We start from the raw sequence: 25,282 nt of genomic DNA, 5'->3' as shown, positions 1-25,282 counted from the left end.
TAATTTATTAATATTTTTTAAATGTTAAGGCCTGATTCATGCGCATGACTTTACGCCAGTTGGCTGTTTTTGTAGCAGTCGCTCAAGAAGGTACCGTTACCAAAGCCAGTGATGCTGTCAAACTTACTCAAAGTGCAGCAAGTATGGCATTGGCAGACCTCGAAGATGGTCTCGGTGCTCCACTGTTTGACCGACTTGGTAAACGCTTGCAATTGAATGACTTGGGTCGTTTTTTATTGCCACAAGCTTTGGAAATTTTAGGGCGCTGCGAAGCTTTTGAACAAGCAGCCAAAGGCGAACTACAAAGTATTGATCTGCGTTTGGGTGCGACCCTAACCATCAGTGACTACTTGATGCCAGACCTCATGGCAGATTTCCTACAAATTCAGCCTCAAGCACATTTACAACTTCAAGTCGGCAATACCCGCCAAATGATTGAAGCGGTAAACCAATTTCAGTTGGATTTGGCCTTAATTGAAGGTTCATGTCATCTGCCACAGCTGCAATGTATTCACTGGCGTGACGATGAACTTGCTGTGTGCTGTTCACCTGAGCACCCTTTAGCGAAGCTGGATCGTGCACTCACTGCGGCTGACTTTGATAACGTAGAATGGATCTTACGTGAAGAAGGTTCAGGCACACGTGAAGTATTTGATAACGCAATTTTAAAAGACCTGCCAGATGCCAATATTCGTTTAACCTTGGGTCATAACGAAGCCATTCTAAAAATCGTGGCAGGTGGTCTTGGTATGTCATGTATTTCTAAACTGGCAATTGAGCCTTTACGTGAAAAAGGTCAATTGGTGGTTTTAGATACGCCGTTTTGGCAACTTGCCCGTCCATTATTCATGTTGGTACATCGTCAGAAATACCAAGGACCGGGTCTCAAAGCCTTTATGCAATTTTGTGAAAAATCTGTCTAAATAAAAAAAGCGCCTAATGGCGCTTTTTTTGTGAATGCTTCCATTACCACCTAGAATCATTCTCACAAGCAATACCGTCATTATCACCATCCATCTTCGTGTTTGGACAATTCTTAATAAACCACTGAGCTTCATCTCTTGAGCGCATTTGACTGCAATACTGTCGTCCATCACAACTAAACTGAGCTTTTTCTACTGCCCTTGGCGAATCACTTGAAGCAGGTGCCTGCGCAGTGTCTTGAACAACAGACTGAGCTTGCGTTGAAGCTGTTCCGTATAGATTTTTTTCACCTTGCTCAGACAGCACCCGATCGGGTAAATCCCCCTGAGCTTTACGTTGTTCTTTTACGATGTTTTCATTTTCTTGCATGAGCTGTTGTAAATGTTGTTGCTTCTGTTCTTGGTACTGCTGATATTTACTATAGACGGCCACAGCTAAAACTAGAATCACAATGAGTCCAATAATACTGATGATTTTACTGCCCCAAACTGTGCCTTTGGCTATATCGTGAGGAGTAACTTGATCGTTTACTCGATCTGGCATTGATTCAAATGACGGATTTATCTGTTCATGAGTGGGCTGCTCTTTTTTCAAATCTAAACGGATGATATTTACAGCTTTAAATTTACCTTGATCTGCTTCAATCCTGTATTTGAGATTTTCTCCAACACGTGGTTCGATGTGTCGGCTAGGAAAATCACGAATATGAAAAAATAAATCCTTTGCTTGATCTTGTTGTATAAATCCAAAGCCGCGCTCAACATTATAGCTTTTGATTTTCCCCTCTTTAAACATAAAAATTGTCTCTCACATTTTCTTTTAATACTCTTATCATAATAAAAAAGAGGTCCTATAGACCTCTTTTTTATTTCAAAGATTTCTATGAAATCTTAAAATCACATTATTTACGCAAATTCGAAAGCAATGCTGAAGTAATCGACTGGTTATTTGCCACGACTTTAGATTTTTTAGCTTTTGCAGATTTGTCTTCTTCACGCTCAATGTTAATGGCCTTATAACGATCACCATTTTCCACCACATTAAATTTCACGCGATCATTACGTTTTGGCTCGACACCATCTGCGGGAAAGTCAGAGATATGGAAAAATACATCACCTTCTTCACATGAAAGAAAGCCAAAGCCCTTTTCAGGATTGTACTGCTTCACTTTACCTTTATATTGTTCGGACTTCATAAAGTACCCTATTCCATTTATGCCAATGTCTTTAGTATATAAAAAAGAGGCTATAAAAGCCCCTTTTCTGTTCATGATGCAAAAATTAGTCTTTTTGAACTGAACCGAAAATTTTATCGCCTGCATCGCCAAGACCAGGAACGATATAACCGTTTTCATTTAAACCTTGGTCTACAGATGCTGTATAAATGATCACATCTGGGTGAGCTTCATTTACACGTTTAATGCCTTCTGGAGCGGCAACAAGCACCATGACACGAATATCTTTACAACCACTGGCTTTTAGAACGTCAATAGCAGCAACGAGCGATGAACCTGTTGCAAGCATTGGGTCAATAATCATCGCTAAACGGTTTTGTACGTCTGGTACTAATTTTTTGTAGTAAGTACGCGCTTCTAAAGTTTCTTCATCACGCTCTAAACCCAATACAGATACTTTCGCACTTGGAATCAGGTTTAAGAAACCATCCAACATACCAATACCTGCACGTAAAATCGGTACGACTGTTATTTTTTTACCGGCAATACGATCTACAATTACTTTACCATTCCAACCATCAATTTCATGATCGACCATTGGTAAATCTTTCGTTGCTTCATAAGTCAGAAGCATAGTCACTTCTTGAGCAAGCTCACGGAAGTTTTTAGTACTAATATCTGCACGACGAAGTAAGCCGAGTTTATGTCGAATAAGCGGATGACGGATTTCATGGATAGCCACGGGAGAACACCTAAAAGGTTAAGATAAAATTTCAACCATTATAAAGCTATTTAACAAATGATAAAAATAAAAAAGCCCCCTTTACAGGAGGCTTTTTTGTAATAAGCAAATTAATTGCTTAATTCATTAGTTAAAACCACTCTGAATTAAGCTAAAAATGAACTGTTGTAATTCAGGTGAAATCGCAAAGTATGCCACTTGAGATACTGCAATGATTGGATCTGGATATACACCGATCAACAACACAAGTGCAGCTGCGCCAAGCACCATAATACCACCCACTTTTTGACCCCAATGATCGACAGCATCGATACGTGGGTTTTCCGGTGGAGTCATGTACATCACAATCATCACACGTAGGTAGTAGTACAAACCGATACCTGAACCAAGGATCACCATCGCAGCTAAGAACCATGAACCACCAGCAACCGCTGTTTTGATCACAAGGAACTTACCAATAAAGCCAGCTGTTAATGGGATACCTGCAAGAGATAACATCATGACAGTCAGTGTTGCAGTCAACACTGGACGACGCCAGAACAAACCACGGTACTCCGCAAGGCTACCTGCTTCGTCTTTGTTGTTGTAAGGGCTAGACATCAGTGTCACAACACCGAACGCACCAATCGTTGTTAATACATAAGTAATCACATAGACGTTGACGCTGCTGAATGTTGCAAAGCCTTGTACTTGAACAAAGTCAGTATTACGTGCACTGACAATCGCAACAAGTAAGTAACCAAAGTGAGCGATTGAAGAGTATGCAAGGATACGTTTCAAGTTCACTTGACGTACTGCTAGTAAGTTACCCGCAAGGATAGACAATACTGCAATGATGGTCACGATCGTGATGAAGCTATCAGAAAGGATTAAACCAGAAGCCAAGAAGTAACGAACGAATAGACCGATCATTGCCACTTTAGCCACAGTCGCTAAGAATGTCGCGATTGGCGCTGGCGCACCTGCATACACGTCCGGTGTCCATTTATGGAATGGCGCAAGAGACAATTTAAATGCAACAGCAAAGACAATCAGTGCAAGACCAAGGACTACACCCGGTTGGCTGAATGTTGTGAACATTTTGCCTGGTTCAGCAACGAATGCCATTGTACCTGTGTACGCATATACATAAGCCATACCCATCAACAACATCGCAGAAGCAGTTGCTGAAAGCACCAAGTATTTCACACCCGCTTCAAGCGACTGTGAACGTTGGTGTGTATAAGCCAATAGGCCGTATACAGGAATCGACATTAACTCAAGACTGATAAAGAAAGACGCATAGTGCGAACTTGCAACCATTAACAATGCACCTGTTACAGAGCACAGCATCAAGATATAAAGTTCTTCACGGTTATCTTTATAGGTTTCGATATACGCATGTGACAATGTGCAGCAAGCAAGTGCTGCAATCAAAATCACGAATTGGTACAACATCGTAAATGGATCTACGATGAACAAATTCATTACGTTTGCAGGTGCATACTGCCCTGCAACGAAAACAAAAATAATATAAAAGGCTGCAAGGTTCAGACCGATAACGGAAGTCGTTGCAACTAAATTGTGGTTACGCTTGATTGCAATTAGCAACATCACGACGATCGCAGTTAAAGCCACGATCATCACAGGAGCTAATGGCATAAGCTCAGAAAATGACATTGTGAAGTCCATGGCTTATTGCATCTCCACATTTTCAGGTTGTACAGCAATCTGCTGCACAACATCAACGACTTCTTGAACTGGGATATAGCTATTTGCAATCCACGCCATGCTTGAATTTGAAATATCAAGGAAGGTTTGTGGGAATAGACCAAGCCATACTAGACCAAGAGCACAGATTAAAAGAATCACAACTTCACGCGCATTTAAGTCTTTCAACGGATTTGCGTAATGCTGTTTTTGTTCTTCGTTTGGTGTACCGAACAATGCTTTGTGGATCAGGATTAAACCGTAAAGACCGGCAAATACTAAGCTTACTGCAGCAAGGATTGTGTACACAGGGAACTTGTCATAAGAACCCATCAAGATCAGGAATTCACCGATGAAGTTACCTAGACCTGGAATACCTACAAGTGCCGCAACAAAGAACATTAAGAAGAATGAAAGGTATTGGAACTGACCACGGATACCGCCCATTAAACGCATGTCACGTGTATGCAGACGTTCGTAAACCTGACCACACATAATGAACAATGCAGCAGAAGATAGACCGTGAGCCAGCATCATAATCATTAAGCCTTGGAATGTCAGGATGTTACCTGCATACAAAGCAAGAAGTACGAAGCCCATGTGCGAAATAGATGTGTACGCAAGCAGACGTTTCATGTCTGTTTGTTGGAATGCACACCATGCACCGTAGAAAATACCGATTAGACCAAGAATGATCGCGATGTCAGCAAACTGAGCAGATGCTACTGGGAAGAATGGAATTACGAAACGTAAAAGACCATAAGCCGCAGTTTTAATCAAGATACCTGCAAGGTCGACAGAACCCGCTGTAGGTGCTTGCGCATGTGCATCTGGTAACCAGCCGTGTAATGGGAAAACTGGAAGTTTTACCGCAAAACCAATGAACATACAGATCATGAATGCATACGCAAGTGCTGGAGCTTTCGCCTCAACAGTGTGTGCAACACTCATCAAGAAGTCATAGTTAAAGCTGATTTGACCGTGAAGTTGGAAGCCAACAACCACTAGACCCAAGATACCGATCAACATGATCAGACCCGCAACCTGAGTATAGATAAAGAATTTAGTTGCAGCGTAAACGCGTGACTTACCTTCTGCCCCTTTATGACCCCAAAGTGCGATCAAGAAGTAGATTGGTACCAGCATCATCTCCCAGAAGAAGAAGAATAGGAACATGTCAATTGCTAAGAATACACCGATCACACCACCTAAAGACCACAGTAGGTTTAAGTGGAAGAAACCAACGTTCTTTTGAATCTCACCCCATGAACAGCCAACTGCAAGTACACCCAGTAATGCAGTTAAACCCACCATAAGCAGTGAAAGACCATCCACCGCAAGGTGAATGTTAATCCCTAAAGTGGTAATCCACGGTAGGTTAAATTGAGCAGCCCACTGTGGAGCTTGCGTACCCAACTCGTAGTTATAACTACCGCTTTGCCATAAAACGACGGTTAACACCAACGTTAATAACATACCAATTAAGGCAATATAGCGTGGTAAGTGCTTGTCGAGTTTATCGACAAGCCAGCATACAAAACCTGCAATGAACGGAATAAGGATCAGAGCGGGTAGAATTAAATTGTTTGGAGTTTCCATTTTATTTCCCCACGACCTGAATCACGACCAGGATCAATAGTAATGCAAACGTACCGAATGCCATACTAGATGCGTATTCACGCAATGAACCTGTTTGACGTGAACTTGTAAAACTATTACCGCCTTTAACAAGTGCAGGCAATACAAGCCATAAGCCGTCAATTGGATCACGACCAAAGATTTTAGCCAGTAGCAAATAAGGCTTAACGAAAACAATGTTGTACAAAGCATCGAAACCAAGTGCATTACGACAGATATTTGCAAGACCCGCGCCCAGTGAAGTTTTCGCGAACGATTTCACTGCACCATAAGCAAAGGCAAATAACACCACACCCACTGCAAGACCTGCAAGTGCAATACCAACTGCTGTATATTCAGCGCTATGCATACCGTGTTCTAGTGCTTCTGGAATATTAAACGCTGGGATTTGTGCAGCATTTAAAATATTCGTTACTGGTGCTTTTAAGACATAAGCTAAACCAGTTGAAAGCACTGCAAGAATCGCCAATGGACCCCAGTAAGTAACACCTTTGATTTCATGGTAAGGCGTGTTTTCTTTACCAAAGAATACAACCCAAATAAGACGGAATGTATAAATTGAAGTTAAGAACGCACCTGCTACGCCAGTCCAGTACAAGCAGTCATAAACTGCAATCGCTTGACCTTTCACCCATACCGCACCAAGAATCGCATCTTTCGAGAAGAAGCCGATAGTAATGAATGGAATCGCTGCCAATGCACCGCCACCAATAGCGAAACAAGCAAACAAGAATTTGTTTTTGTGGAATAGACCACCCATCTTGAAGATGTTTTGTTCGTGATGGTAAGCCAAAATCACAGCACCAGAAGACAAGAATAATAATGCCTTGAAGAATGCGTGAGTCAGCATGTGGAATAGACCGGCTTGGTAAGCTTCAGCACCTACAGCCATAAACATATAACCCAACTGACTCATAGTAGAGTAAGCAAGAATACGTTTGATGTCTGTTTGTACCAATGCAGCAAAGCCCGCAACCAACAATGTTACCGCACCTGTGATTGAGATGAACATCATCACTTCTGGCGCTTGTTCAAACACGCTGAACATACGGCTACATAGGTAAACACCTGCTGTTACCATTGTTGCTGCGTGGATCAATGCAGATACTGGTGTAGGACCAGCCATCGCATCTGCCAACCATGTTTGTAATGGGATCTGAGCAGATTTACCTGCAGCACCCAAGAACAACATCAATGCAGTCCAAATTGCAATCGAAGAACTCTGAGCCAAAACTGTTGGCGCAGCAGCCACAACTTCTGCAATGTTTAAAGTGCCGAATTGTTGGTAGATCAAGAACAATGCAATCAGTAAGAATACGTCACCCACACGTGTCACAGTGAATGCTTTAATTGCAGCAAAACCGTTTGCAGGTGTTTGGTAGTAGTAACCAATTAATAGGTATGAACATAGACCTACACCTTCCCAACCGAGGAATAACAACGCTAAGTTGTCACCCAACACTAAAAGCAGCATGCTTGCCACGAATAAGTTGAAGTATGAGAAGAAACGTGCAAAGTCTTCTTCGCCACGCATGTACCATGTTGCAAAGATGTGAATTAAGAAACCCACACCTGTGATCATGCCCATCATCAATAATGATAAGCCATCTAAATGAAGCGTGAAGCCCGGTGCTAAGTTACCTGCACTGAACCAAGTCCAAAGATGCTGAGTTGTTGCAACTGAACCATTATTAACAAAGTCGATACCGGCAATTAATGCAAATAAAGCTGAAAGACCCACTGAACCTGCACCAATAATTGCAGCAACTGATTCAAGAAGGTTTTTACGACCTGCCGCCAACAGGATAAAACCAATTAGCGGGAAAAGTACTGTTAAATATAAATAACTCATCCGCGCATCTCACTAGCAGCATCCACATCCAGATGATGGAAGCGATGATAGAACTGAAGGACGATCGCAAGACCGATACAAGCCTCTGCTGCAGCAAGCGTTAAGATCAAGATAAACATCACTTGACCATCTGGCTGTGCCCATGCGCTTCCTGCCAAAACGAACGCTAAAGCAGCAGCGTTCATCATGATTTCAAGGCTCATTAAAATAAATAGTAGGTTGCGTCGAACCATCACACCGTAAAAACCCAGTGCAAAAAGAATGGTTGCAACGATCAAACCATGTTCTAAAGGGATGTTGCCCATTATTCTTTGTCCTCTTCTGCACCTGGCTCACGTTTGCCAAGATGGAATGCAGCGACAAGTGCGCCAAGCAATAACATCGCAGCAACTTCAACCAGCAATAAGTACTGAGTAAAGAGTGAAGTACCCACTTCTTTCGGACCGACAACTTGAGCACCCATGACAGTGCCAGCAGTTGTGTAGTCTGACTTCAACATCCAAACAAGGATTAGACCCATCAGGAAGCTCATCAACGCAGGATATGCCCACGCTGAAGAAGTCAGCCATTTGCTTTCTTGTTCAACAGTATTTTGACCAAGATTCAGCATCATCACGACGAATACGAATAGCACCATGATTGCGCCAGCGTAAACGATAATTTCGAGGGCACCGGCAAACGGCGCACCCACGATCATGAAGATACCTGCAACTGCAAGTAAAGAGATAATCAAGCTTAATAAAGCATGTACTGGGTTCGTGTTAGTTACAACACGAACGGTAGAGACGATGGCCACAAGCGCCATCAAATAAAATGGCCACATCATGGTAATAGACTCCGTACATCAACTGGTGTGCTTTCGCGTTGAGCCTGACCTTTATCTTTACCAGCAACAGCCATACCTGTTACGCGGTAGAAGTTATAGTCTGGGTATTTACCAGGACCTGAGATAAGAAGGTTTTCTTTCTCATAAACTAAGTCCTGACGAACATACTCACCTAACTCAAAGTCAGGTGTCATTTGAATCGCAGTTGTAGGACATGCTTCTTCACACATACCGCAGAAAATACAACGTGAGAAGTTGATACGGAAAAATTCCGGATACCAACGACCATCTTCTTTTTCAGCTTTTTGTAGTGAAATACAGCCGACTGGACATGCAACCGCACAAAGGTTACATGCTACACAGCGCTCTTCGCCATCAGGGTCACGCGTTAACACGATACGACCACGGAAACGTGGTGGTACGATGTCTTCCGCTTTAACCTCTGGATATAAAATGGTGTCACGTTTACGTGTCGCGTGTGAGAATACCATCCACAACGAACGTACAATTGACCCAAATCCAGCTAGAAATTTAAACATTTTATTCTCCCTGCTGTCTTAGGCCTGATTCATCAGAATCACAGCACCAGTTACCAGAAGGTTAACCAACGCCAATGGCAAGCAAATTTTCCAACCAAAGTTCATGACTTGGTCATAACGTGGACGCATTAAAGAACCACGAGCCAAGACAAACATCATTACAAAGAATGCTGTTTTAATAATGAACCAGAACGCAGCTGGAATGAATGGAATATCTAGGTTGAAAGGCGCTAACCAACCACCGAAGAATAAAGTCACGATTAATGCCGAGATCAGTACAACGTTGACGTATTCCGCAACGAAGAACATCCCCCATTTCATACCGCCGTATTCAACATGGTAACCTTCCGCCAATTCTTGTTCTGCTTCTGGTTGGTCAAATGGATGACGGTGAGTTACCGCGACACCCGCAACCACGAAGATCAAGAAACCTAAGAACTGAGGAATAACAAACCAAACATCACGTTGAGCTTCAACAATTTCACGCATGTTGAATGAGCCTGCAATCGCAACCACACCCATCAGTGAAATACCCAAGAACACTTCATAAGAAATGGTTTGAGCAGCAGAACGTAAACCACCAAGTAATGCGTATTTGTTATTTGATGACCAACCACCGAACAATACTGCGTATACCGCAATACCAGCCATTGCCATAAAGAACAATAGACCGATGCTCATGTCTGAAACACCTAGATAAGGTGAAACAGGAATAACCATGAACGATAGCACCGCAGTTGCCATCGCAACTGCTGGAGCCATACGGAAAGTCAATTTGTCAGCAAATTTTGGTGTCCAGTCTTCTTTGAACATGATTTTCAGCATGTCGGCAACAATCTGGAACATACCGCCCGGACCTACACGGTTCGGACCGTAACGGTCTTGCCACAAGCCGAGTAAACGACGTTCAATAAAAGACATCAACGCAGCAATCAATACCACAACCAGTAAGATCACAATTGCTTGAAGAACTGAATAGGCGATTGGCCAGTTTTCAGCCCACAGCGGCGTTTGACGGATTAATTCTTGTTCCATGAATTACACTCCTACCGCGACTGAAACAGGTTCTGCAAGCGATACTGTAGGTGCTAGACCCACTGGGTAACCGATATAACCTGTAGGTAAGTATTCAATCACTTGAACTGGAAGGACGATTTCAGCATCCCCTGCTTTCACAGCGATACGTTGACCATCTTGAACATTTAAGCGTGCTGCATCTTGTTCACCCACAGCAAACATTGCTTCAGGAATACGCGATTCCATCGCAGGTGTTTTCACTGTAAATTCACCAGAAGCGAAGATGTGATGCATCGGCACAAGACGGAAGCTTTCACCATTAACCGCAACAGGTGCAGGTGTAACGAAAGTACGTGCTGGACGTTTCGCTAAACGATCGAATAAACGAACGCCTGCATCACCACCTTTTAAGTGACCACCCACGTTGTCTTGGAATTTGTTCCAAGCTTGTGGAGAGTTCCAACCTGCAGACCAAGCAAATGGTACAAGTGAAGCTGGAGTTTGGTTACCTACATAACCTTCCATAGAGAACGTCAACGCAGAGTCTTTATCGACTGGTTGTTTTGGTTCATGAATAGAAAGTGGTGCGCGCATCGCAGTACGACCTGAGTAACGACGTGGTTCACGTGCCACTTTCAGACCATGTACACGGAAGCCAGCATCTGGTGCTACGTCTTGAATTGCTTCAAGTGCAGGAACGTTTTTCGCTACTGACTCGATAACATCATCAAGAAGTGTCCAAGAAATCGCTTTGCCTTTCACGCCAGTTTCAATGGCATGTAACCAGCGCCAAGATTCTTTGATCGCAAGTTCAGGTTTGTAGTAGCTTGGGTCATACACTTGGTAGAAACGTTGTGCACGGCCTTCTTGAGAGACAACAGTACCGTCACCTTCAGCAAATGAAGCAGCAGAAAGTACGATGTTGGCTTTTTTCACAGTTTCAGTTTCAGAATGATCAAGTACGATCACTTCTTTACCAGTAAGTGCAGCATTCACCTGCGCGGCTGGTAAGCGACGATAAAGGTCATTTTCCACCACGATCACGATATCGTAATCTTGTGCGAATGCTTGTTCTAAGCTTTGACCACCAAAGATCGCTAAGCCCATTGAGTTCACTTCAGGAACAGTCAATGTTAAGCCCGCATTACCAAGGTTCTGTGCAACTTGTGCAGCAGCTTCCATGATTGATGCGTCTTGTAAGCTCGTACCAGAGATGATTAATGGTTTTTTCGCAGCTTTTAAAGTGTCCGCAATAGTTTGTGCAAATGCTTTCGCATCGTCATCCAAACCTAAGATCACTTCACCTTTCACAGCAGCAGCGACCGCAAAACCTAAACGTGCAATGTCGTTAGGTGATGCAACAACTTCACCCGTTGCAACATCAGCTAAACGTGTTTGAGTTGCAGCAAGGATGTAAATCGGAGATTTCGCATCTTGAGCAATACGTTGTACAGGTTCAGCCAACCACTCTTGCGTACGGCGCTCTGCAGCCATTTCTTTAGCTTTATTTTTCGCAGCTTGGCGAACAGATAGAGCCATACGTGGCGCAGTTTGAGTCAGATCTTCACCCAAAATCAACACAGCATCGTAGCTTTCGATTTCACGCATACCAGGGTTATAAACACCTTCGGTTTGCATAATAGAAGCTGCAAGTTCAACAAGTTTTTGCTCTTTTTGAGACATACCCGTTGAGAAGTTGTCTTGACCTACAAGTTCGCGAAGTGCGAAGTTTGATTCAAGTGACGCACGTGGTGAACCGATACCCAATACTTTTTTGCCTTGGATATTTTCAATTACGGTATCCAATGCTTGGTCTACAGAAACTGTAGTTACATTTGCACCAGAGCGGAATTGTGGTTGACGTGGACGATCTTCACGGTTCACATAACCTGTACCGAAACGACCTTTATCGCAAAGGAAGTATTGGTTCACGTCACCGTTAAAGCGGTTTTCTACACGACGTAGTTCGCCATAACGTTCACCCGGAGAGATGTTACAACCTGACGAACAGCCTTGGCATACGCTTGGCGCATACTGCATGTCCCATTTACGGTTATAGCGTTCAGAGTGTGTTTTATCTGTGAATACACCTGTTGGGCAAACTTCAGTCAAGTTACCAGAGAATTCAGATTCTAAAGTACCTGATTCTGGACGACCAAAGTAAACACGCGAAGCGTTTGCATACACACCAAAGTCCGTACCACCTGCATAATCTTTGTAGTAACGCACACAACGGTAGCACGCGATACAACGGTTCATTTCATGAGAAATGAAAGAGCCTAGCTCTTGGTTGTAATGCGTACGTTTTGTGAAGCGGTAACGACGACGATCATGCTGAGTCATTACAGTCATATCTTGTAAATGACAGTGACCACCCTCTTCACAGACTGGACAGTCGTGTGGGTGGTTGGTCATCAAGAATTCAACAACAGAAGCGCGGAAATTCTTTGCTTCGTTATCTTCAATCGAGATGTAGGTATTGTCAGATGCAGGCGTCATACATGACATAACTAAACGACCGCGAGTATCTTCAGGATTCGCGTATTGAGTCACAGCACATTGACGGCAAGAACCGACAGAACCTAAGGATGGATGCCAACAAAAGTATGGGATGTCGATGCCAAGGCTAAGACATGCTTGTAGCAAGTTCTCTGAGCCGTTGACTTCATACGATTTTCCATCGACATGAATTGTAGCCATAGTCGAATTCCTTAAGCTTGTTCAACGTTGCTAGTTTGAGCTGCCGCATTTACGACTTTAGCTTCAAATTCGCCACGGAAATGTTTGAGTGCGCCCATTAACGGTTCCATCGCACCTGGAGCATGCGCACAGAAAGTTTTACCAATCCAAAGCTTACGAGTAAGTTCTTGTAAGTGATCGATATCTTCTTTCTTACCTGTGCCATCTTCCAAGGCTTTAAGCGCTTTAACCGCCCAAGGTAAGCCATCACGGCATGGTGTACACCAACCGCAAGATTCACGCGCAAAGAATTCTTCTAAGTTACGTGTCGCAGAAACCATACACTGAGTTTCATCAACCACCATGAGCAAACACGTACCTAAACGTGAACCTGCTTTCATGATGCTTTCAGCATCCATAGGAAGGTCAATGTGTTCAGCAGCAAGGAAGTCTGTAGAAGCACCACCCGGTAACCATGCTTTGAGTTTTAAACCATCACGCATACCACCAGCATGATCTTCAATCACTTCACGCGCAGTTGTACCAAATGGAAGTTCCCAAAGACCTGGGAAAGTCACTTTACCTGATGCACCGTAGATTTTAGTACCTGGATCTTTCGACTTACCTTCAGATAAACCGATATACCATTCAGGACCATGAAGCATAATTGCGGGTAAGTTGTTGTAAGTCTCTACGTTGTTAACAATCGTAGGACGACCCCAAGCACCTGCAACTTGTGGGAATGGCGGTTTAGTACGAGGGTTCGCACGGCGACCTTCAAGCGAGTTAATCAATGCAGTTTCTTCACCACAGATATAACGACCCGCACCGGTATGCACGTGTAACTCAAAGTTCCAACCAGTACCTAGGATGTTTTCGCCTAAGTAACCTTTGGCACGAATTTGGTCCAATGCTTCATTTAAGTATTGAGCCGCTTCGATGTATTCACCACGGATGAAGATATAACCTTGTGTTGCTTCTAATGTATAAGCAGCAATCAACATCCCTTCGATCAACTGATGAGGAAGTTTTTCCATCAACAGACGGTCTTTAAAGGTACCTGGTTCCATTTCATCGGCATTACAGATGAGGTAACGAGGACCTGAGTTATCATTTGGTGCCATAAGCGACCATTTGATTCCTGCTGGGAAGCCCGCACCACCACGACCTTTTACAGTCGCAGCTTTGATCACTTCAAGCACTTCTTTCGGTTGCATGCCAACAGCTTTCTTAAAGCCTGCATAACCTTCAAGTGCTTCGTAATCATCTGCACTGCGAACGTGTTCCTGTTTGCTCAAACGCCAAGTTAATGGGTGAGTTTCTGGGTTACCGTCGCCATAAATTGGTTTTGGTTCAGTATTCATACATACTTCTCCAATAACTGTTTAATTGAAGTCACTTCAACTAGACCGTGAGTGTCTTCGTCAATCATTAACGTCGGACCTTTGTCACAGTTACCTAGGCAGCAAATTGGCAATAAAGTAAAGCGACCATCTGCAGTCGTTTGACCAAATGAAATGCCTAATTCACGCTGGAATGCTTCAGCAAGTGTTTCCGCACCCATCAAGAAGCAAGCAATCGAGTCACATAATAAAATTACGTGGCGACCAACTGGTTGACGGTAAATACGGTTATAGAAAGTAGCAACACCTTCTAGGTCTGCAAGGCTCATGCTAAGCAATTGCGCAATAGCATTCATCTGTGCATCATCTACCCAGCCATTACGGCGTTGTACACACTTCAACGCATCAAGACATGCTGCGCGTGGGTACGGATAGTGACCAATGTGATGTTCGATATCGTGGATTTCTTCCGCAGTTAAAATCCCTTCAACGTTCACACGTGGTTTTTTGTCAGTCAAAATCATCATAATGCGATTACCCCTTAGCGATCCACGTCAGCCATTACGACGTCAATTGTCGCTAAATAAATGATTAAGTCAGACATTAAGCTGCCGTTAATCACAGAAGGCATTTGCTGTAAGTGCGTGAAGGTTGGTGTACGGATACGTGTACGGTAACTCATCGTTGACTTATCTGAAGTCAAGTAGTAGTTCGACGCACCTTTTACCACTTCCGCCATTACAGAGCTTTCGCCTGCTGGCATTACAGGACCCCATGACACGCTCAAGAAGTGCGTAATCAATGTTTCGATGTCTTGTAAAGTTTTATCTTTTGGTGGTGGAACAGCCAATGGATGGTCTGCTTTGTATGCACCAGAAGGCATGTTGTCTAAACATTGTTTGATGATTTTCAGTGATTCTTCAATTTCACGGAAGTGAACAAGAACACGTGCATAAGCATCGCCTTCGTACTCTAAAGGCACATCGAAGTCGTAGTTTTCGTAGCCGCTATACGGACGATATTTACGAACGTCGAAGTCGATACCTGTAGCACGTAGGCCTGTACCTGTTACACCCCAAGCCAATGCTGATTTTGCATCATACTGAGCAACATTACGGGTACGACCGATAAACACTGAGTTTTTCAGTGCCGCAGTGTAGTACTCGTTCATACGCTTCGGCATCCAATCTAGGATTTCGCGAATGAGGTGCTGCCAGTTGTTTGGCAAGTCGTGCGCTGTACCACCGATACGGAACCATGCTGGGTGCATACGGTAACCCGTGATCGCTTCGATCGCGTCATAGATTTTTTGACGGTCAGCGAACATATAGAATACAGGGGTCATACCGCCGGCATCCTGAATCGCAGTACCAATGAACAACAAGTGGTTATTGATACGGAACAATTCAGACATCATGACACGGATACATTGTGCACGGTCAGGAACGGTAATCCCTGCCATTTGCTCTACGCCAAGAACGTAAGGCATGTTTTGCGCACAACCACCTAAGTAGTCAACACGGTCTGTATACGGAATGAATGAGTGCCATGTTTGACGCTCAGCCATTTTTTCCACACCACGGTGGTGATAGCCGATGTCAGGAACACAGTCTTTCACTTCTTCACCGTCCAACTGCAAGATCACACGGAAGGCACCGTGCGCAGATGGATGGTTAGGACCCAAGTTTAGGAACATGAAGTCTTCATCATCGTTCCCACGCTTCATACCCCAATCTTCAGGTACGAAACGAAGATGTTCTTGTTCGTAATCCTGTTTCGCTTGGTTTTGGCGATAAGGCGTGTATTCGGTCGCACGTGCAGAATATTCTTTACGTAACGGGTGACCTTCCCAATATGTTGGCAACAAGATACGACGGAGCATTGGATGCCCTTCGAAGTTGATACCAAACATGTCGTAAGCTTCACGTTCGTACCAGTTGGCATTCGGCCAAATATTGGTTGCCGTTGGAATGTTTACATCATTCTCAGCTAATGCAACCTTGATACGAATATCACTGTTACGCTCTAACGATAACAAGTGATAGAACACAGTGAAGTCAGATGCAGGCAGACCATCGCGGTGTGTACGTAAACGCTCATCAACCGCAGACAAGTCAAACAGCATCACGTATGGACGTGACACCGTACGCAAGAACATTAAAACTTCTTGTACACGTGCGCGCTCAACCCAGACTGTTGGAAAGTCTTCAAAAGTCGTTTGCACGTAGAAGTTCTCACCAAATTTGGTTTTGAGCTCTTCTACAATTGCAAATGCAGGGCGGGAATCAACTGGAGTTGATTCTGGCATAGCAATGTCAGTTTCAGCCATTGGCTTGGCTTCCTATTTAATACAAATTCAGTCAATCAAAACGACAATTACACCCAGTCCGGGTGTATCAATATTTCGTCGCAGTGATTATTTAATTTCATCCATTGAGCGTAAGTTTTTCACTGCAATACGCTGTGCGTTCTTACGGTCACGTTCTGGCATCATCTTTGGCTTATACACTGGCTTAAGATCATCACCAATCACGGCCGATAAAGGACGGCGCTCAAGTTGAATCTGGTCTTGCAATAACATCAATGCCTGAATTAAAGCTTCAGGACGTGGTGGGCAACCCGGGATATACACATCGACAGGGATGATTTTATCCACACCTTGTACAACTGAATAAATGTCGTACATACCACCAGAGTTTGCACATGCGCCCATTGAGATTACCCATTTAGGCTCAAGCATTTGCTCGTACAAACGTTGAATTACAGGCGCCATTTTCATGAAGCATGTACCTGCAACAATCATCAAGTCAGCCTGACGTGGTGAAGCACGAATAACCTCGGCACCGAAACGTGACAAGTCATGCACGCCTGTTAAAGTCGTTGCATACTCTACGTAGCAGCAAGATGTACCAAAGTTAAACGGCCAAACTGAGTTTTTACGACCCCAGTTTACTGCTGTATGTGCAACATCCTCTAAACGAGTCATGAACACATTTTTATTCACTTCTTCTTCAAGCGGATCGGTAACGATTTGACGCTCTTGAAGTGGATATTGATCAGCATCCGGATTCGCACGGGTTAATGTATATTTCATCCCGTCTTACTCCTTGTCAGATGATGCAGTCGGTGACTTAGATTTCACACGACCAGATGATTGCGCTGGAATTTGACCTGTAGGGTCCATAACCAACTCTTCAATAGAGTTAAAGCGTGTGATTTCTGCGATGTCCATATTTGGTGAACCAATTTTCAACGCTTTACCTGCAGCTTTACGCTTATCAGAAGGCGCCCAATCTAATGCACCTACTTTTACCGCGTAAATTAAAGCAATCAATAAATCGACCACAAAAATAACCACGGTAGTAAAACCAAACCAGCCTGCTTCACGAACAGAAGTAGACCATGCATATAGATAAAGTGCTTCGATATCAAACACGACGAAGAAAATTGCAACTAAATAGAATTTCGCAGACAAGCGAATACGTGCACCACCAGCACCTACTACACCTGACTCAAACTGCTCTTGCTTAGCACGACCCCATGATTTACCCCCAAGGAGTAAAGGGACGGTCAGCATAAAGACGCAAAGGAATGTAACGCCGATCACGAAGGCAATAATTGCCCAATCGTATGGAGTAATGGCACTCATGCGGGGATAACTCCTGGCAGGCCTATTTATTAACAAAGAATGTATGTATTGGCCTTCAAATACACCAAACACAAAATTAATCCCGCCAATTGTACCTGATTGAGGAGGCTTCTTGCTAGCTTATCGGTATTCGTCTTTAGGATGATTTTTTAATCATTTCAGCATTTAAATTGGGTTTACTCCCTTAAAATTAGGATTAATCGCTTAATTAGATTAGATTGCATTTTTTTATTAATTATTACATTTATGTGATTTTATCAGAAAATTATGACTGTTCAGTTTCATCAACAAACCCTTCATTTCTCAGCATACACGTTCAAATTGGCGTATTTTTATCAACTGTGTCATTTATTAAATAAATACTCCCCCACCTCAACTTTGTTGTTTCTTTATTCACTTCTTTTGCTTTTGATCTTTTCTTCAAATGAAAAGCCAGCTGTATTGGTTCTATGTAAAAAGACATTTTTTTAGCTTCTTGTGGCTTTTTTGCAATTCTTTGACACGACCTATAAAGAGTGTGATATTTGTAGTTAAAACACAAAAAGCAATCACAACGGAGAGACAATAATGACTTTAGAATTTACGCATAAACCTGATTATTTTCTATCTGCGCAATTGGTGATTCACCATATTAAAAACTACTTAGATAAGCACCCTGATGCTCAAAATGCCATTTTTGATTTACGTGATATCTATGAGTTATTACGTCAAGATTTAGCTTCTGCAACCACCAACCTTAGCGGGATTATGAATATTGTAGATGAATATAAAATTGAGACTCTAAACGGCGACCAAAAACTCATTAGCAATTATTCTATCGATGCTAAAAACAACTCTTTACTCATCGATTTCAATGCAGATGCCCTTGCTGCTCTGAAAAATGGCAAACCCATTATTGAACCTGATGCAACGATTACCGAATAAATAAAAACCTGATGTAAAAAAGCCATTCAAATTGAATGGCTTTTTATATGTACCACTCGCTAAATACAGCTGAGTTAGATTTCTTAGGCTGTTTAGCTTTCATTGGCACTAAGCTCTTTACCATCTAGCTTCGGCTTATTCTTCTTAAAACGTGTCGCAGGCCATGTCATGGTAAAACGCGCCCCACCCAATGTTGGACTTCCATCAATACCAACTGTTCCACCAAACCAATAAGCAATACGGCTAACAATCGATAAACCTAAACCATAGCCCCCTGAAGCACGGGTACGACTATCATCTAAGCGTGCAAAGGCATCAAAAATACGCTTACGATCTTCTTCTGGAATGCCGGGGCCATCATCTTCAACACAGATATAGGCCATGCCTTCATCATTCACACCACCACTGATCAGCACTTTATCATCACAATAACGCACTGCATTACCCACCAAGTTTTGTACAACGCGATGTAAATAGCGACGCTCGGTTTCCACAATCACCCCAATCGGTGGTGCTTGCAATTCCAAGGTTTTCCCTGTCTTTAAGGCTTCGGTTTCAATCAAGACCTGATCTAAAACTTCAAACAAGCTGACATCTTCAAACTCTAAAGATGGCATGCCCTGTTCGAGCTTGGCATAAGTCATAATTTCATCAATCAAGGTATTGAGAGCTTCGATATCTTTGTCGATTTGTTCAACTTGCTGCTGACGGTAGTCGTAGTCGTCTTCATCCGCCATCATTTCTACACCAAAGCGAATCCGCGCCACAGGTGTTCGCAGTTCATGCGATACCGCGCGCATCAACTCACGCTGTGCTTCAATTAAACGTTCAATATGATCTGACATTGAGTTATAGCTCGATGCCAAGGTACCAAATTCATCGGTACTTTCGACAGGCAGACGTACAGATAAGTCCCCGCCCTTCATTTTATTTAACGCATAATTTACAGCACGCAGCTTACGTTGCATCGGCACCAATAGACCATAAACACCCAAGCTCAAGACAAATAAGCTTAGTAGCGTAATACCGGCTGCCAACTGAAAAGGCATCCAATTGAATAGCGGTACCGGCCCCATAACCAAGACTTCTGAAGTTGAGCTTGGAATTGGCGATACGATCGAAATAGTTGTACCGCGCTCCGTCGCACTGTCACGATACAAAATAATGCTGTGATCTAAGCGTAATCGGCCGATTTGCTCAGAATCTAAAGGTAAACTCTGAACATTTTGAATTGAAATTGGATATGAAAAATGATGCTGAATTTTTTCAAGATATTGTTTTTCTTGACCTGGGTAATAAACCAAATAATCCAGTATAAAGACAGGCAACGCCTTCATTTGGCGTTCTGAAATATTATCGGCTTTGATATACAGCAGATGCGCAGGGTCATCTTTTAAGCCAATAATAATATAGGCTGCCGTAGTTTGTGCATCCCAACGCACTACAGCTTTACGCTCTTCTATACGTTTTGTTTCCGCTCGGGTTAAATCAACCTGATTAGCTTTTACATAATAAATAGGCAACTCAAGTAGATCAGATGCATCTGACACCCAATCTGACTTTTGTTGTTCATTTGGCTGACGTGCAATACCTTCACTTATAATGAAAGCCAAACCGTCAGTAAGCGATTCACGATATTCTTGCGCGCGCTGGTAGTTGATGATCTGTACCAGCAAATAGCCAAATGTAGCGACTAAGAAGACTAATATCAGTAGTCCCGCGTAGACGCGCAAAAATATACTGTGTTTAAACACGTAAAAAGTGTCCTACTTTGCCAAACTGAGGGACGGCATTTTACATTAAATGCCGTTGGTTTCTTTTACGAATAAATAACCTTTACTACGTACGGTCTTAATACGTTTCGGGTTTTCAGGATCATCGCCAATTTTTGGACGAATACGTGAAATACGCACGTCGATTGAACGGTCTTGACCATCGTATTCAATACCACGAAGACGCTCAAAGATATCTTCACGAGAAAGAATTCGACCCGCATTAGATGCCAATAACCATAAAAGGTCATATTCCGCACTAGTAAAGTCAACCAACTCATTATTGAGCGTGACAGAACGACCACCGTTATCAATCACAAGGTCATCAAATTCGATGCGCTGTGCAACTTCATCTTCTGGTGCTTTGTCTGTACGACGTAATAATGCACGAATACGCGCAAGTAGAACGCGAGGTTGAACAGGTTTTGCAACGTAGTCATCTGCACCCATCTCTAGACCCAAAACTTGGTCCATGTCTTCGGTACGTGCAGTCAACATTAAAATTGGTTGATGGTAATGCGGACGAACTTCACGACAAATGGTTAAACCATCTGCACCCGGAAGCATTACGTCAAGTAATACCATGTCTGGTTGTTCAGCGATAATACGGCGGATTGCACGGTTACCGTCTGGTTCTACCCCAACTTCAAGTCCGTTACGGATTAAGTATTCTTGAGTTAAACGAGCAAGACGCTCATCGTCTTCAACAATTAAAATTTTAGGTAACTTTTCTTCTTGGCTCATTGATTGCCCCTTATTTGATTGGGCGTATCCTATTTGAAATCCGATAGATACGCTTAAACATAGTTTGCAATATACACACGTTTACATTGTAAACAAGATGGCATTCACGAAACTGATACATCAATATCGTATTTTGTAATAAATTTTAACCTGCCATATTTCTGCAATTTTATTTACCGATCATTTCCATGACCTATTGCTCACAATAGCAACAATTATAAATTTGGATACATTTTCATCGGATAAAAACTGACTGGTTGATTCACAACTTTTTACGCTTTCTAAAGTTATCCACAATGTTATCTATAAGCACTCTTTTTCGACTTTGCTATGCTATGCCCTTGTCGGATAAGGCATATATAACAAAGATAAAAAATAGGGATTTTTTGAGATGGATAGCTGCCAGAAACGTTCAAAGCTTTTAGTAAAATGTCAATATTGATCTACCCTAAATTTTCCCGTATCTTGTGTTCAATAAATTTTTAAACCACTAGGTCTTGTGTTTAAACCTCAAACACTGTGGCATAAAAATTGCCCAGTTCAAACGGTCCTAACATAAAAATAGATGAAAAATGGAGCTATGCTAGCATGAGCGTAACGAATTCAACCCCTGGTCAAATTCAGGTGATTAAACGCACCGGTGACGTTGCACCTTTTGATGCAGAAAAAATCTCTGTGGCGATTGGTAAAGCGTTCTTGGCCGTTGAAGGCCAGCAAAGCGCTGACTCCAGTCGTATTCATGACCGTATCTCTCAATTAACTGAGATGGTACTGAATACCTTTAACCGTCGTTTACCTTCTGGCGGTACCATTCACATTGAAGAAATTCAGGATCAGGTTGAACTTGCGCTTATGCGTACAGGTGAGCAAAAAGTTGCTCGCTCTTACGTGATTTACCGCGAACAACGTGCTGAAGCTCGTAAACAAACTGGTGCTCACCACCACCCTACTTTACAAGTGACGGGTTCAAACGGTCAGCTTAAACCGCTTGATCTTGGCGCGCTTGAGGCAAATATTGTCAAAGCAGCTGAAGGTTTAGAAGGCATCGATGTTCAAGCGATTATCGATGAGACTGTAAAAAACCTATATAACGGCGTAAAAGAGTCAGACATCTCAACGACCATGATGATGGCAACTCGTACACGTATCGAACAAGAACCAAACTATACATACGTGACTGCGCGTTTATTGCGTAATGACCTTGTTGCTACAGGTTTAGAGTTTTTAGGTTTAGATACTGACACGAACGAAGGCGACGCTTTAGAAACTTTCTTGAAGAAAGGTATCGAGCTTGATCTTCTTTCTCCAGAGCTACTTAACTTTGACCTTGCAAAATTGGCTGCTGCGATTCAACCAGAACGCTCAAACCAATTTACTTATTTAGGTCTACAAACCTTATTTGACCGTTACTTCATCCACTCAGATGGCGTACGTTTCGAATTACCACAATTATTCTTCATGCGTGTTTCAATGGGTCTTTCATTGAACGAAGACAACCGTGAAGAACGTGCGATCGAATTCTACAACTTATTGTCTAGCTTCGATTACATGGCGTCTACGCCGACTCTATTTAACTCTGGTACTTTACGTCCACAGTTATCTAGCTGTTACTTAACAACGATTTCAGATGACCTTTACAACATTTATGGCGCAATGCGTGATAACGCAATGTTGTCTAAATGGGCGGGTGGTTTAGGTAATGACTGGACGCCTGTTCGTGCGCTTAACTCGTATATCAAAGGTACGAATGGTAAGTCACAAGGTGTTGTACCGTTCCTTAAAGTTGCCAACGATACTGCCGTTGCAGTCAACCAAGGTGGTAAACGTAAAGGTGCAGTATGTGCATACCTTGAAACTTGGCACCTGGACATCGAAGAATTCCTAGAGCTTCGTAAGAACACGGGTGATGACCGTCGTCGTACCCATGACATGAACACAGCGAACTGGGTTCCTGACTTGTTTATGCAACGTGTATTCGAAGATGCTGAATGGACACTGTTCACACCATCTGAAACACCTGATTTGCATGACCTAACAGGTGCAGAATTTGCTGAACGCTATGCTTACTACGAAGGCATTGCGAAAGAAACCAACATGCTACATAAGAAAGTCCGTGCGAAAGACTTATGGCGCAAAATGTTGTCTATGTTGTTTGAAACTGGTCACCCTTGGATCACATTCAAAGACGTATGTAACTTACGTTCACCACAACAACACGTTGGTGTAGTTCACTCTTCTAACTTGTGTACAGAAATTACGCTGAACACTAACGAAGATGAAATCGCAGTATGTAACTTAGGTTCAATCAACCTTGTACAACACGTTCAAGGCGGTGTGTTAGATCGTGAAAAGCTTGCTCGTACAGTTAAAACTGCTGTTCGTATGCTCGACAACGTGATTGACATCAACTACTACGCTGTTCCTCAAGCTCGTAACTCGAACTTGAAACACCGTCCAGTGGGTATGGGTATCATGGGCTTCCAAGATGCTTTATACGAAATGAAATTGGCTTATGGTTCTGATGCTGCGGTTGAGTTCGCTGATGAATCTATGGAAGTGATTTCTTACTACGCGATTCAAACATCTAGCGACTTGGCACTTGAACGTGGTACTTACGAGACATTTAAAGGTTCACTTTGGGATCAAGGTATCTTGCCAATTGACTCTTTAGATATCGTACAAAAAGCACGTCCTGACCGTATGTTCGAAGTTGACCGTACGACACGTTTGGACTGGGATACTTTACGTACTAAAGTTCAAAAAGACGGTATGCGTAACTCAAACGTGATGGCGATTGCACCGACTGCAACCATTTCGAACATTTGTGGCGTATCACAGTCAATCGAACCAACTTTCCAAAACTTGTATGTGAAATCTAACCTTTCTGGTGAATTCACAGTGATCAACCCGTACCTAGTGCGTGCGTTAAAAGATCGCGGTCTTTGGGATTCTGTAATGGTGAACGACCTGAAACACTTCGAAGGTTCGGTTCAAAAAATCGCACGTATTCCTGAAGAGCTTAAAGCAATCTTCGCGACTGCGTTCGAAGTTGAGCCACGTTGGATTGTTGATGCTGCATCACGTCGTCAAAAATGGATCGACCAAGCTCAGTCTCTTAACCTTTACATCTCTGGTGCAAACGGTAAGAAACTTGATATGACTTACAAAATGGCATGGTTACGTGGTCTAAAAACCACTTACTACCTACGTGCATTGGGTGCGACTTCTGCTGAGAAATCAACCATTAATACTGGTGCATTGAACGCGGTTAAGCCTGCTACAGTTGCAGCACCTGTAACTGCTGTTGCGAAAGAAGAACCTAAAGCTGAAGTTGCTGCTGAAGAAGAAGGTTTTAGTCAAGCAGCTCCAGTGCCAATGGCATGTTCAATTGACAACCCTGATTGTGAAGCTTGTCAGTAATCTGACAGGTTTTAAATCCTCCCCAACCCTCCTTTAATAAAGGAGGGAGATTCCTCGAAGCAAATGGCGGGATGCAAGTCCCCCCATTGCAAAAGGGGGATTTAGGGGGATTAAAAAATTAAAAATAAATAAAGGAATCCACCATGCCACATATGACGCATAACTATCAGTTAGGGTTAATTGCCTTGGTGGTTTCCTTTATTTTGACTTTTTATGTCCCGATCGCCTATTTCTGGTTCAAGGCATATAAATCGCGTAATCAAAATAAGTAGTGGGGATATTTGCTCTACCGAACACTTTTAGAGCAGTGATCGACAAAACTTAATTTTGCTTACACAAATTGAGCGTAT

22 protein-coding genes are annotated in these 25,282 nt (G+C 42.9%); 4 read left to right on the top strand and 18 right to left on the bottom strand.

Annotation, left to right across the window (positions count from 1 at the left end; translation table 11 throughout):
• The first annotated feature begins 38 nt into the window (after positions 1-38).
• Entirely contained in the window at positions 39-923 is an 885-nt protein-coding gene (gigC, locus tag FTT98_RS00195; RefSeq protein ID WP_078191091.1) for a LysR family transcriptional regulator GigC, read from the top strand.
• Positions 924-966: 43 nt separating this feature from the next.
• Here the strand turns inward: gigC and FTT98_RS00190 are convergent, their stop codons facing one another.
• The 16 genes from FTT98_RS00190 to ndhC all read right to left on the bottom strand — a co-directional run bounded on the left by FTT98_RS00190 (position 967) and on the right by ndhC (position 18,072).
• Positions 967-1,719, bottom strand: a complete 753-nt coding sequence (locus FTT98_RS00190; protein ID WP_180039665.1) for an excalibur calcium-binding domain-containing protein — start codon at positions 1,717-1,719, stop codon at positions 967-969.
• A gap of 106 nt (positions 1,720-1,825) precedes the next feature.
• Positions 1,826-2,119, bottom strand: coding sequence for a cold shock domain-containing protein (locus FTT98_RS00185; protein ID WP_168378567.1), 294 nt, complete (start codon positions 2,117-2,119; stop codon positions 1,826-1,828).
• Between the two features lie 85 nt (positions 2,120-2,204).
• The gene (gene upp / locus FTT98_RS00180; RefSeq protein WP_180039663.1) at positions 2,205-2,840 is read right to left on the bottom strand and encodes a uracil phosphoribosyltransferase; all 636 of its coding nucleotides are present in this window, start codon (positions 2,838-2,840) and stop codon (positions 2,205-2,207) included.
• Between the two features lie 126 nt (positions 2,841-2,966).
• Positions 2,967-4,511, bottom strand: a complete 1,545-nt coding sequence (nuoN, locus tag FTT98_RS00175) for an NADH-quinone oxidoreductase subunit NuoN (protein WP_078191095.1) — start codon at positions 4,509-4,511, stop codon at positions 2,967-2,969.
• A 3-nt stretch (positions 4,512-4,514) separates the two neighbouring features.
• A complete protein-coding gene (nuoM, locus tag FTT98_RS00170) occupies positions 4,515-6,128 on the bottom strand; it encodes an NADH-quinone oxidoreductase subunit M (protein ID WP_180039662.1) in 1,614 nt (537 codons plus the stop codon).
• A gap of 1 nt (position 6,129) precedes the next feature.
• The gene (gene nuoL / locus FTT98_RS00165) at positions 6,130-8,019 is read right to left on the bottom strand and encodes an NADH-quinone oxidoreductase subunit L (protein ID WP_180039660.1); all 1,890 of its coding nucleotides are present in this window, start codon (positions 8,017-8,019) and stop codon (positions 6,130-6,132) included.
• Complete coding sequence (gene nuoK, locus FTT98_RS00160) at positions 8,016-8,324, bottom strand: NADH-quinone oxidoreductase subunit NuoK (RefSeq protein ID WP_067665227.1); 309 nt, start codon at positions 8,322-8,324, stop codon at positions 8,016-8,018. The genes nuoL and nuoK overlap by 4 nt, the downstream gene beginning before the upstream one ends.
• Positions 8,324-8,842 carry an NADH-quinone oxidoreductase subunit J gene (nuoJ, locus tag FTT98_RS00155; protein ID WP_171262661.1) on the bottom strand — a complete coding sequence of 173 codons (519 nt, stop codon included), beginning with the start codon at positions 8,840-8,842 and terminating at the stop codon, positions 8,324-8,326. The genes nuoK and nuoJ overlap by 1 nt, the downstream gene beginning before the upstream one ends.
• On the bottom strand, positions 8,842-9,384 hold the full coding sequence (nuoI, locus tag FTT98_RS00150; RefSeq protein WP_078191099.1) for an NADH-quinone oxidoreductase subunit NuoI: 543 nt from the start codon (positions 9,382-9,384) through the stop codon (positions 8,842-8,844). Before nuoI ends, nuoJ begins: the two co-directional genes overlap by 1 nt.
• 18 nt (positions 9,385-9,402) lie before the next feature.
• A complete protein-coding gene (gene nuoH, locus FTT98_RS00145) occupies positions 9,403-10,419 on the bottom strand; it encodes an NADH-quinone oxidoreductase subunit NuoH (RefSeq protein ID WP_078191100.1) in 1,017 nt (338 codons plus the stop codon).
• 3 nt (positions 10,420-10,422) lie between these two features.
• Complete coding sequence (gene nuoG, locus FTT98_RS00140; protein ID WP_180039658.1) at positions 10,423-13,101, bottom strand: NADH-quinone oxidoreductase subunit NuoG; 2,679 nt, start codon at positions 13,099-13,101, stop codon at positions 10,423-10,425.
• Between the two features lie 11 nt (positions 13,102-13,112).
• Positions 13,113-14,444, bottom strand: a complete 1,332-nt coding sequence (gene nuoF, locus FTT98_RS00135) for an NADH-quinone oxidoreductase subunit NuoF (RefSeq protein ID WP_180039656.1) — start codon at positions 14,442-14,444, stop codon at positions 13,113-13,115.
• The gene (nuoE, locus tag FTT98_RS00130; protein ID WP_078191103.1) at positions 14,441-14,950 is read right to left on the bottom strand and encodes an NADH-quinone oxidoreductase subunit NuoE; all 510 of its coding nucleotides are present in this window, start codon (positions 14,948-14,950) and stop codon (positions 14,441-14,443) included. The genes nuoF and nuoE overlap by 4 nt, the downstream gene beginning before the upstream one ends.
• A 14-nt stretch (positions 14,951-14,964) precedes the next feature.
• Positions 14,965-16,752, bottom strand: coding sequence for an NADH-quinone oxidoreductase subunit C/D (gene nuoC, locus FTT98_RS00125; RefSeq protein ID WP_078191104.1), 1,788 nt, complete (start codon positions 16,750-16,752; stop codon positions 14,965-14,967).
• An 87-nt stretch (positions 16,753-16,839) separates the two neighbouring features.
• Positions 16,840-17,517: an NADH-quinone oxidoreductase subunit B family protein gene (locus tag FTT98_RS00120; protein WP_078191105.1), complete on the bottom strand. Its 678-nt coding sequence runs from the start codon at positions 17,515-17,517 to the stop codon at positions 16,840-16,842.
• Between the two features lie 6 nt (positions 17,518-17,523).
• Complete coding sequence (gene ndhC, locus FTT98_RS00115) at positions 17,524-18,072, bottom strand: NADH-quinone oxidoreductase subunit A (protein WP_078191106.1); 549 nt, start codon at positions 18,070-18,072, stop codon at positions 17,524-17,526.
• 567 nt (positions 18,073-18,639) lie between these two features.
• On the opposite strand from ndhC, the gene FTT98_RS00110 reads away from it, so the two are divergent.
• On the top strand, positions 18,640-18,996 hold the full coding sequence (locus FTT98_RS00110) for a hypothetical protein (RefSeq protein ID WP_180009319.1): 357 nt from the start codon (positions 18,640-18,642) through the stop codon (positions 18,994-18,996).
• 92 nt (positions 18,997-19,088) lie between these two features.
• Here FTT98_RS00110 and bfmS read toward each other — a convergent pair whose 3' ends face one another.
• Entirely contained in the window at positions 19,089-20,750 is a 1,662-nt protein-coding gene (gene bfmS, locus FTT98_RS00105) for a sensor histidine kinase BfmS (RefSeq protein ID WP_180039654.1), read from the bottom strand.
• Positions 20,751-20,795: 45 nt separating this feature from the next.
• A complete protein-coding gene (gene bfmR, locus FTT98_RS00100; protein WP_067764711.1) occupies positions 20,796-21,512 on the bottom strand; it encodes a response regulator transcription factor BfmR in 717 nt (238 codons plus the stop codon).
• A gap of 588 nt (positions 21,513-22,100) precedes the next feature.
• On the opposite strand from bfmR, the gene FTT98_RS00095 reads away from it, so the two are divergent.
• Both FTT98_RS00095 and FTT98_RS18015 read left to right on the top strand, forming a co-directional pair.
• Positions 22,101-24,932, top strand: a complete 2,832-nt coding sequence (locus tag FTT98_RS00095) for a ribonucleoside-diphosphate reductase subunit alpha (protein ID WP_180039651.1) — start codon at positions 22,101-22,103, stop codon at positions 24,930-24,932.
• 143 nt (positions 24,933-25,075) lie between these two features.
• Complete coding sequence (locus FTT98_RS18015; RefSeq protein WP_257220656.1) at positions 25,076-25,204, top strand: hypothetical protein; 129 nt, start codon at positions 25,076-25,078, stop codon at positions 25,202-25,204.
• The last annotated feature ends 78 nt before the right edge of the window (positions 25,205-25,282 follow it).

The sequence above is a fragment of the Acinetobacter sp. YH12039 genome (assembly GCF_013420015.1).
GTDB lineage: Bacteria > Pseudomonadota > Gammaproteobacteria > Pseudomonadales > Moraxellaceae > Acinetobacter > Acinetobacter amyesii.
This window is presented reverse-complemented; position numbering and strand designations above follow the sequence as displayed.

Bases quoted from the DNA above. Each gene is read 5' to 3' on its own strand.
- ndhC (WP_078191106.1), bottom strand. From the start codon at position 18,072: ATGAGTGCCATTACTCCATACGATTGGGCAATTATTGCCTTCGTGATC.
- FTT98_RS18015 (WP_257220656.1), top strand. From the start codon at position 25,076: ATGCCACATATGACGCATAACTATCAGTTAGGGTTAATTGCCTTGGTG.
- FTT98_RS00120 (WP_078191105.1), bottom strand. From the start codon at position 17,517: ATGAAATATACATTAACCCGTGCGAATCCGGATGCTGATCAATATCCA.
- nuoI (WP_078191099.1), bottom strand. From the start codon at position 9,384: ATGTTTAAATTTCTAGCTGGATTTGGGTCAATTGTACGTTCGTTGTGG.
- FTT98_RS00095 (WP_180039651.1), top strand. From the start codon at position 22,101: ATGAGCGTAACGAATTCAACCCCTGGTCAAATTCAGGTGATTAAACGC.
- nuoE (WP_078191103.1), bottom strand. From the start codon at position 14,950: ATGATGATTTTGACTGACAAAAAACCACGTGTGAACGTTGAAGGGATT.
- FTT98_RS00185 (WP_168378567.1), bottom strand. From the start codon at position 2,119: ATGAAGTCCGAACAATATAAAGGTAAAGTGAAGCAGTACAATCCTGAA.
- nuoM (WP_180039662.1), bottom strand. From the start codon at position 6,128: ATGGAAACTCCAAACAATTTAATTCTACCCGCTCTGATCCTTATTCCG.
- nuoF (WP_180039656.1), bottom strand. From the start codon at position 14,444: ATGAATACTGAACCAAAACCAATTTATGGCGACGGTAACCCAGAAACT.
- nuoH (WP_078191100.1), bottom strand. From the start codon at position 10,419: ATGGAACAAGAATTAATCCGTCAAACGCCGCTGTGGGCTGAAAACTGG.
- bfmR (WP_067764711.1), bottom strand. From the start codon at position 21,512: ATGAGCCAAGAAGAAAAGTTACCTAAAATTTTAATTGTTGAAGACGAT.
- nuoL (WP_180039660.1), bottom strand. From the start codon at position 8,019: ATGAGTTATTTATATTTAACAGTACTTTTCCCGCTAATTGGTTTTATC.
- nuoN (WP_078191095.1), bottom strand. From the start codon at position 4,511: ATGGACTTCACAATGTCATTTTCTGAGCTTATGCCATTAGCTCCTGTG.
- nuoK (WP_067665227.1), bottom strand. From the start codon at position 8,324: ATGGGCAACATCCCTTTAGAACATGGTTTGATCGTTGCAACCATTCTT.
- FTT98_RS00190 (WP_180039665.1), bottom strand. From the start codon at position 1,719: ATGTTTAAAGAGGGGAAAATCAAAAGCTATAATGTTGAGCGCGGCTTT.
- nuoJ (WP_171262661.1), bottom strand. From the start codon at position 8,842: ATGTGGCCATTTTATTTGATGGCGCTTGTGGCCATCGTCTCTACCGTT.
- gigC (WP_078191091.1), top strand. From the start codon at position 39: ATGCGCATGACTTTACGCCAGTTGGCTGTTTTTGTAGCAGTCGCTCAA.
- nuoG (WP_180039658.1), bottom strand. From the start codon at position 13,101: ATGGCTACAATTCATGTCGATGGAAAATCGTATGAAGTCAACGGCTCA.
- FTT98_RS00110 (WP_180009319.1), top strand. From the start codon at position 18,640: ATGACTTTAGAATTTACGCATAAACCTGATTATTTTCTATCTGCGCAA.
- nuoC (WP_078191104.1), bottom strand. From the start codon at position 16,752: ATGGCTGAAACTGACATTGCTATGCCAGAATCAACTCCAGTTGATTCC.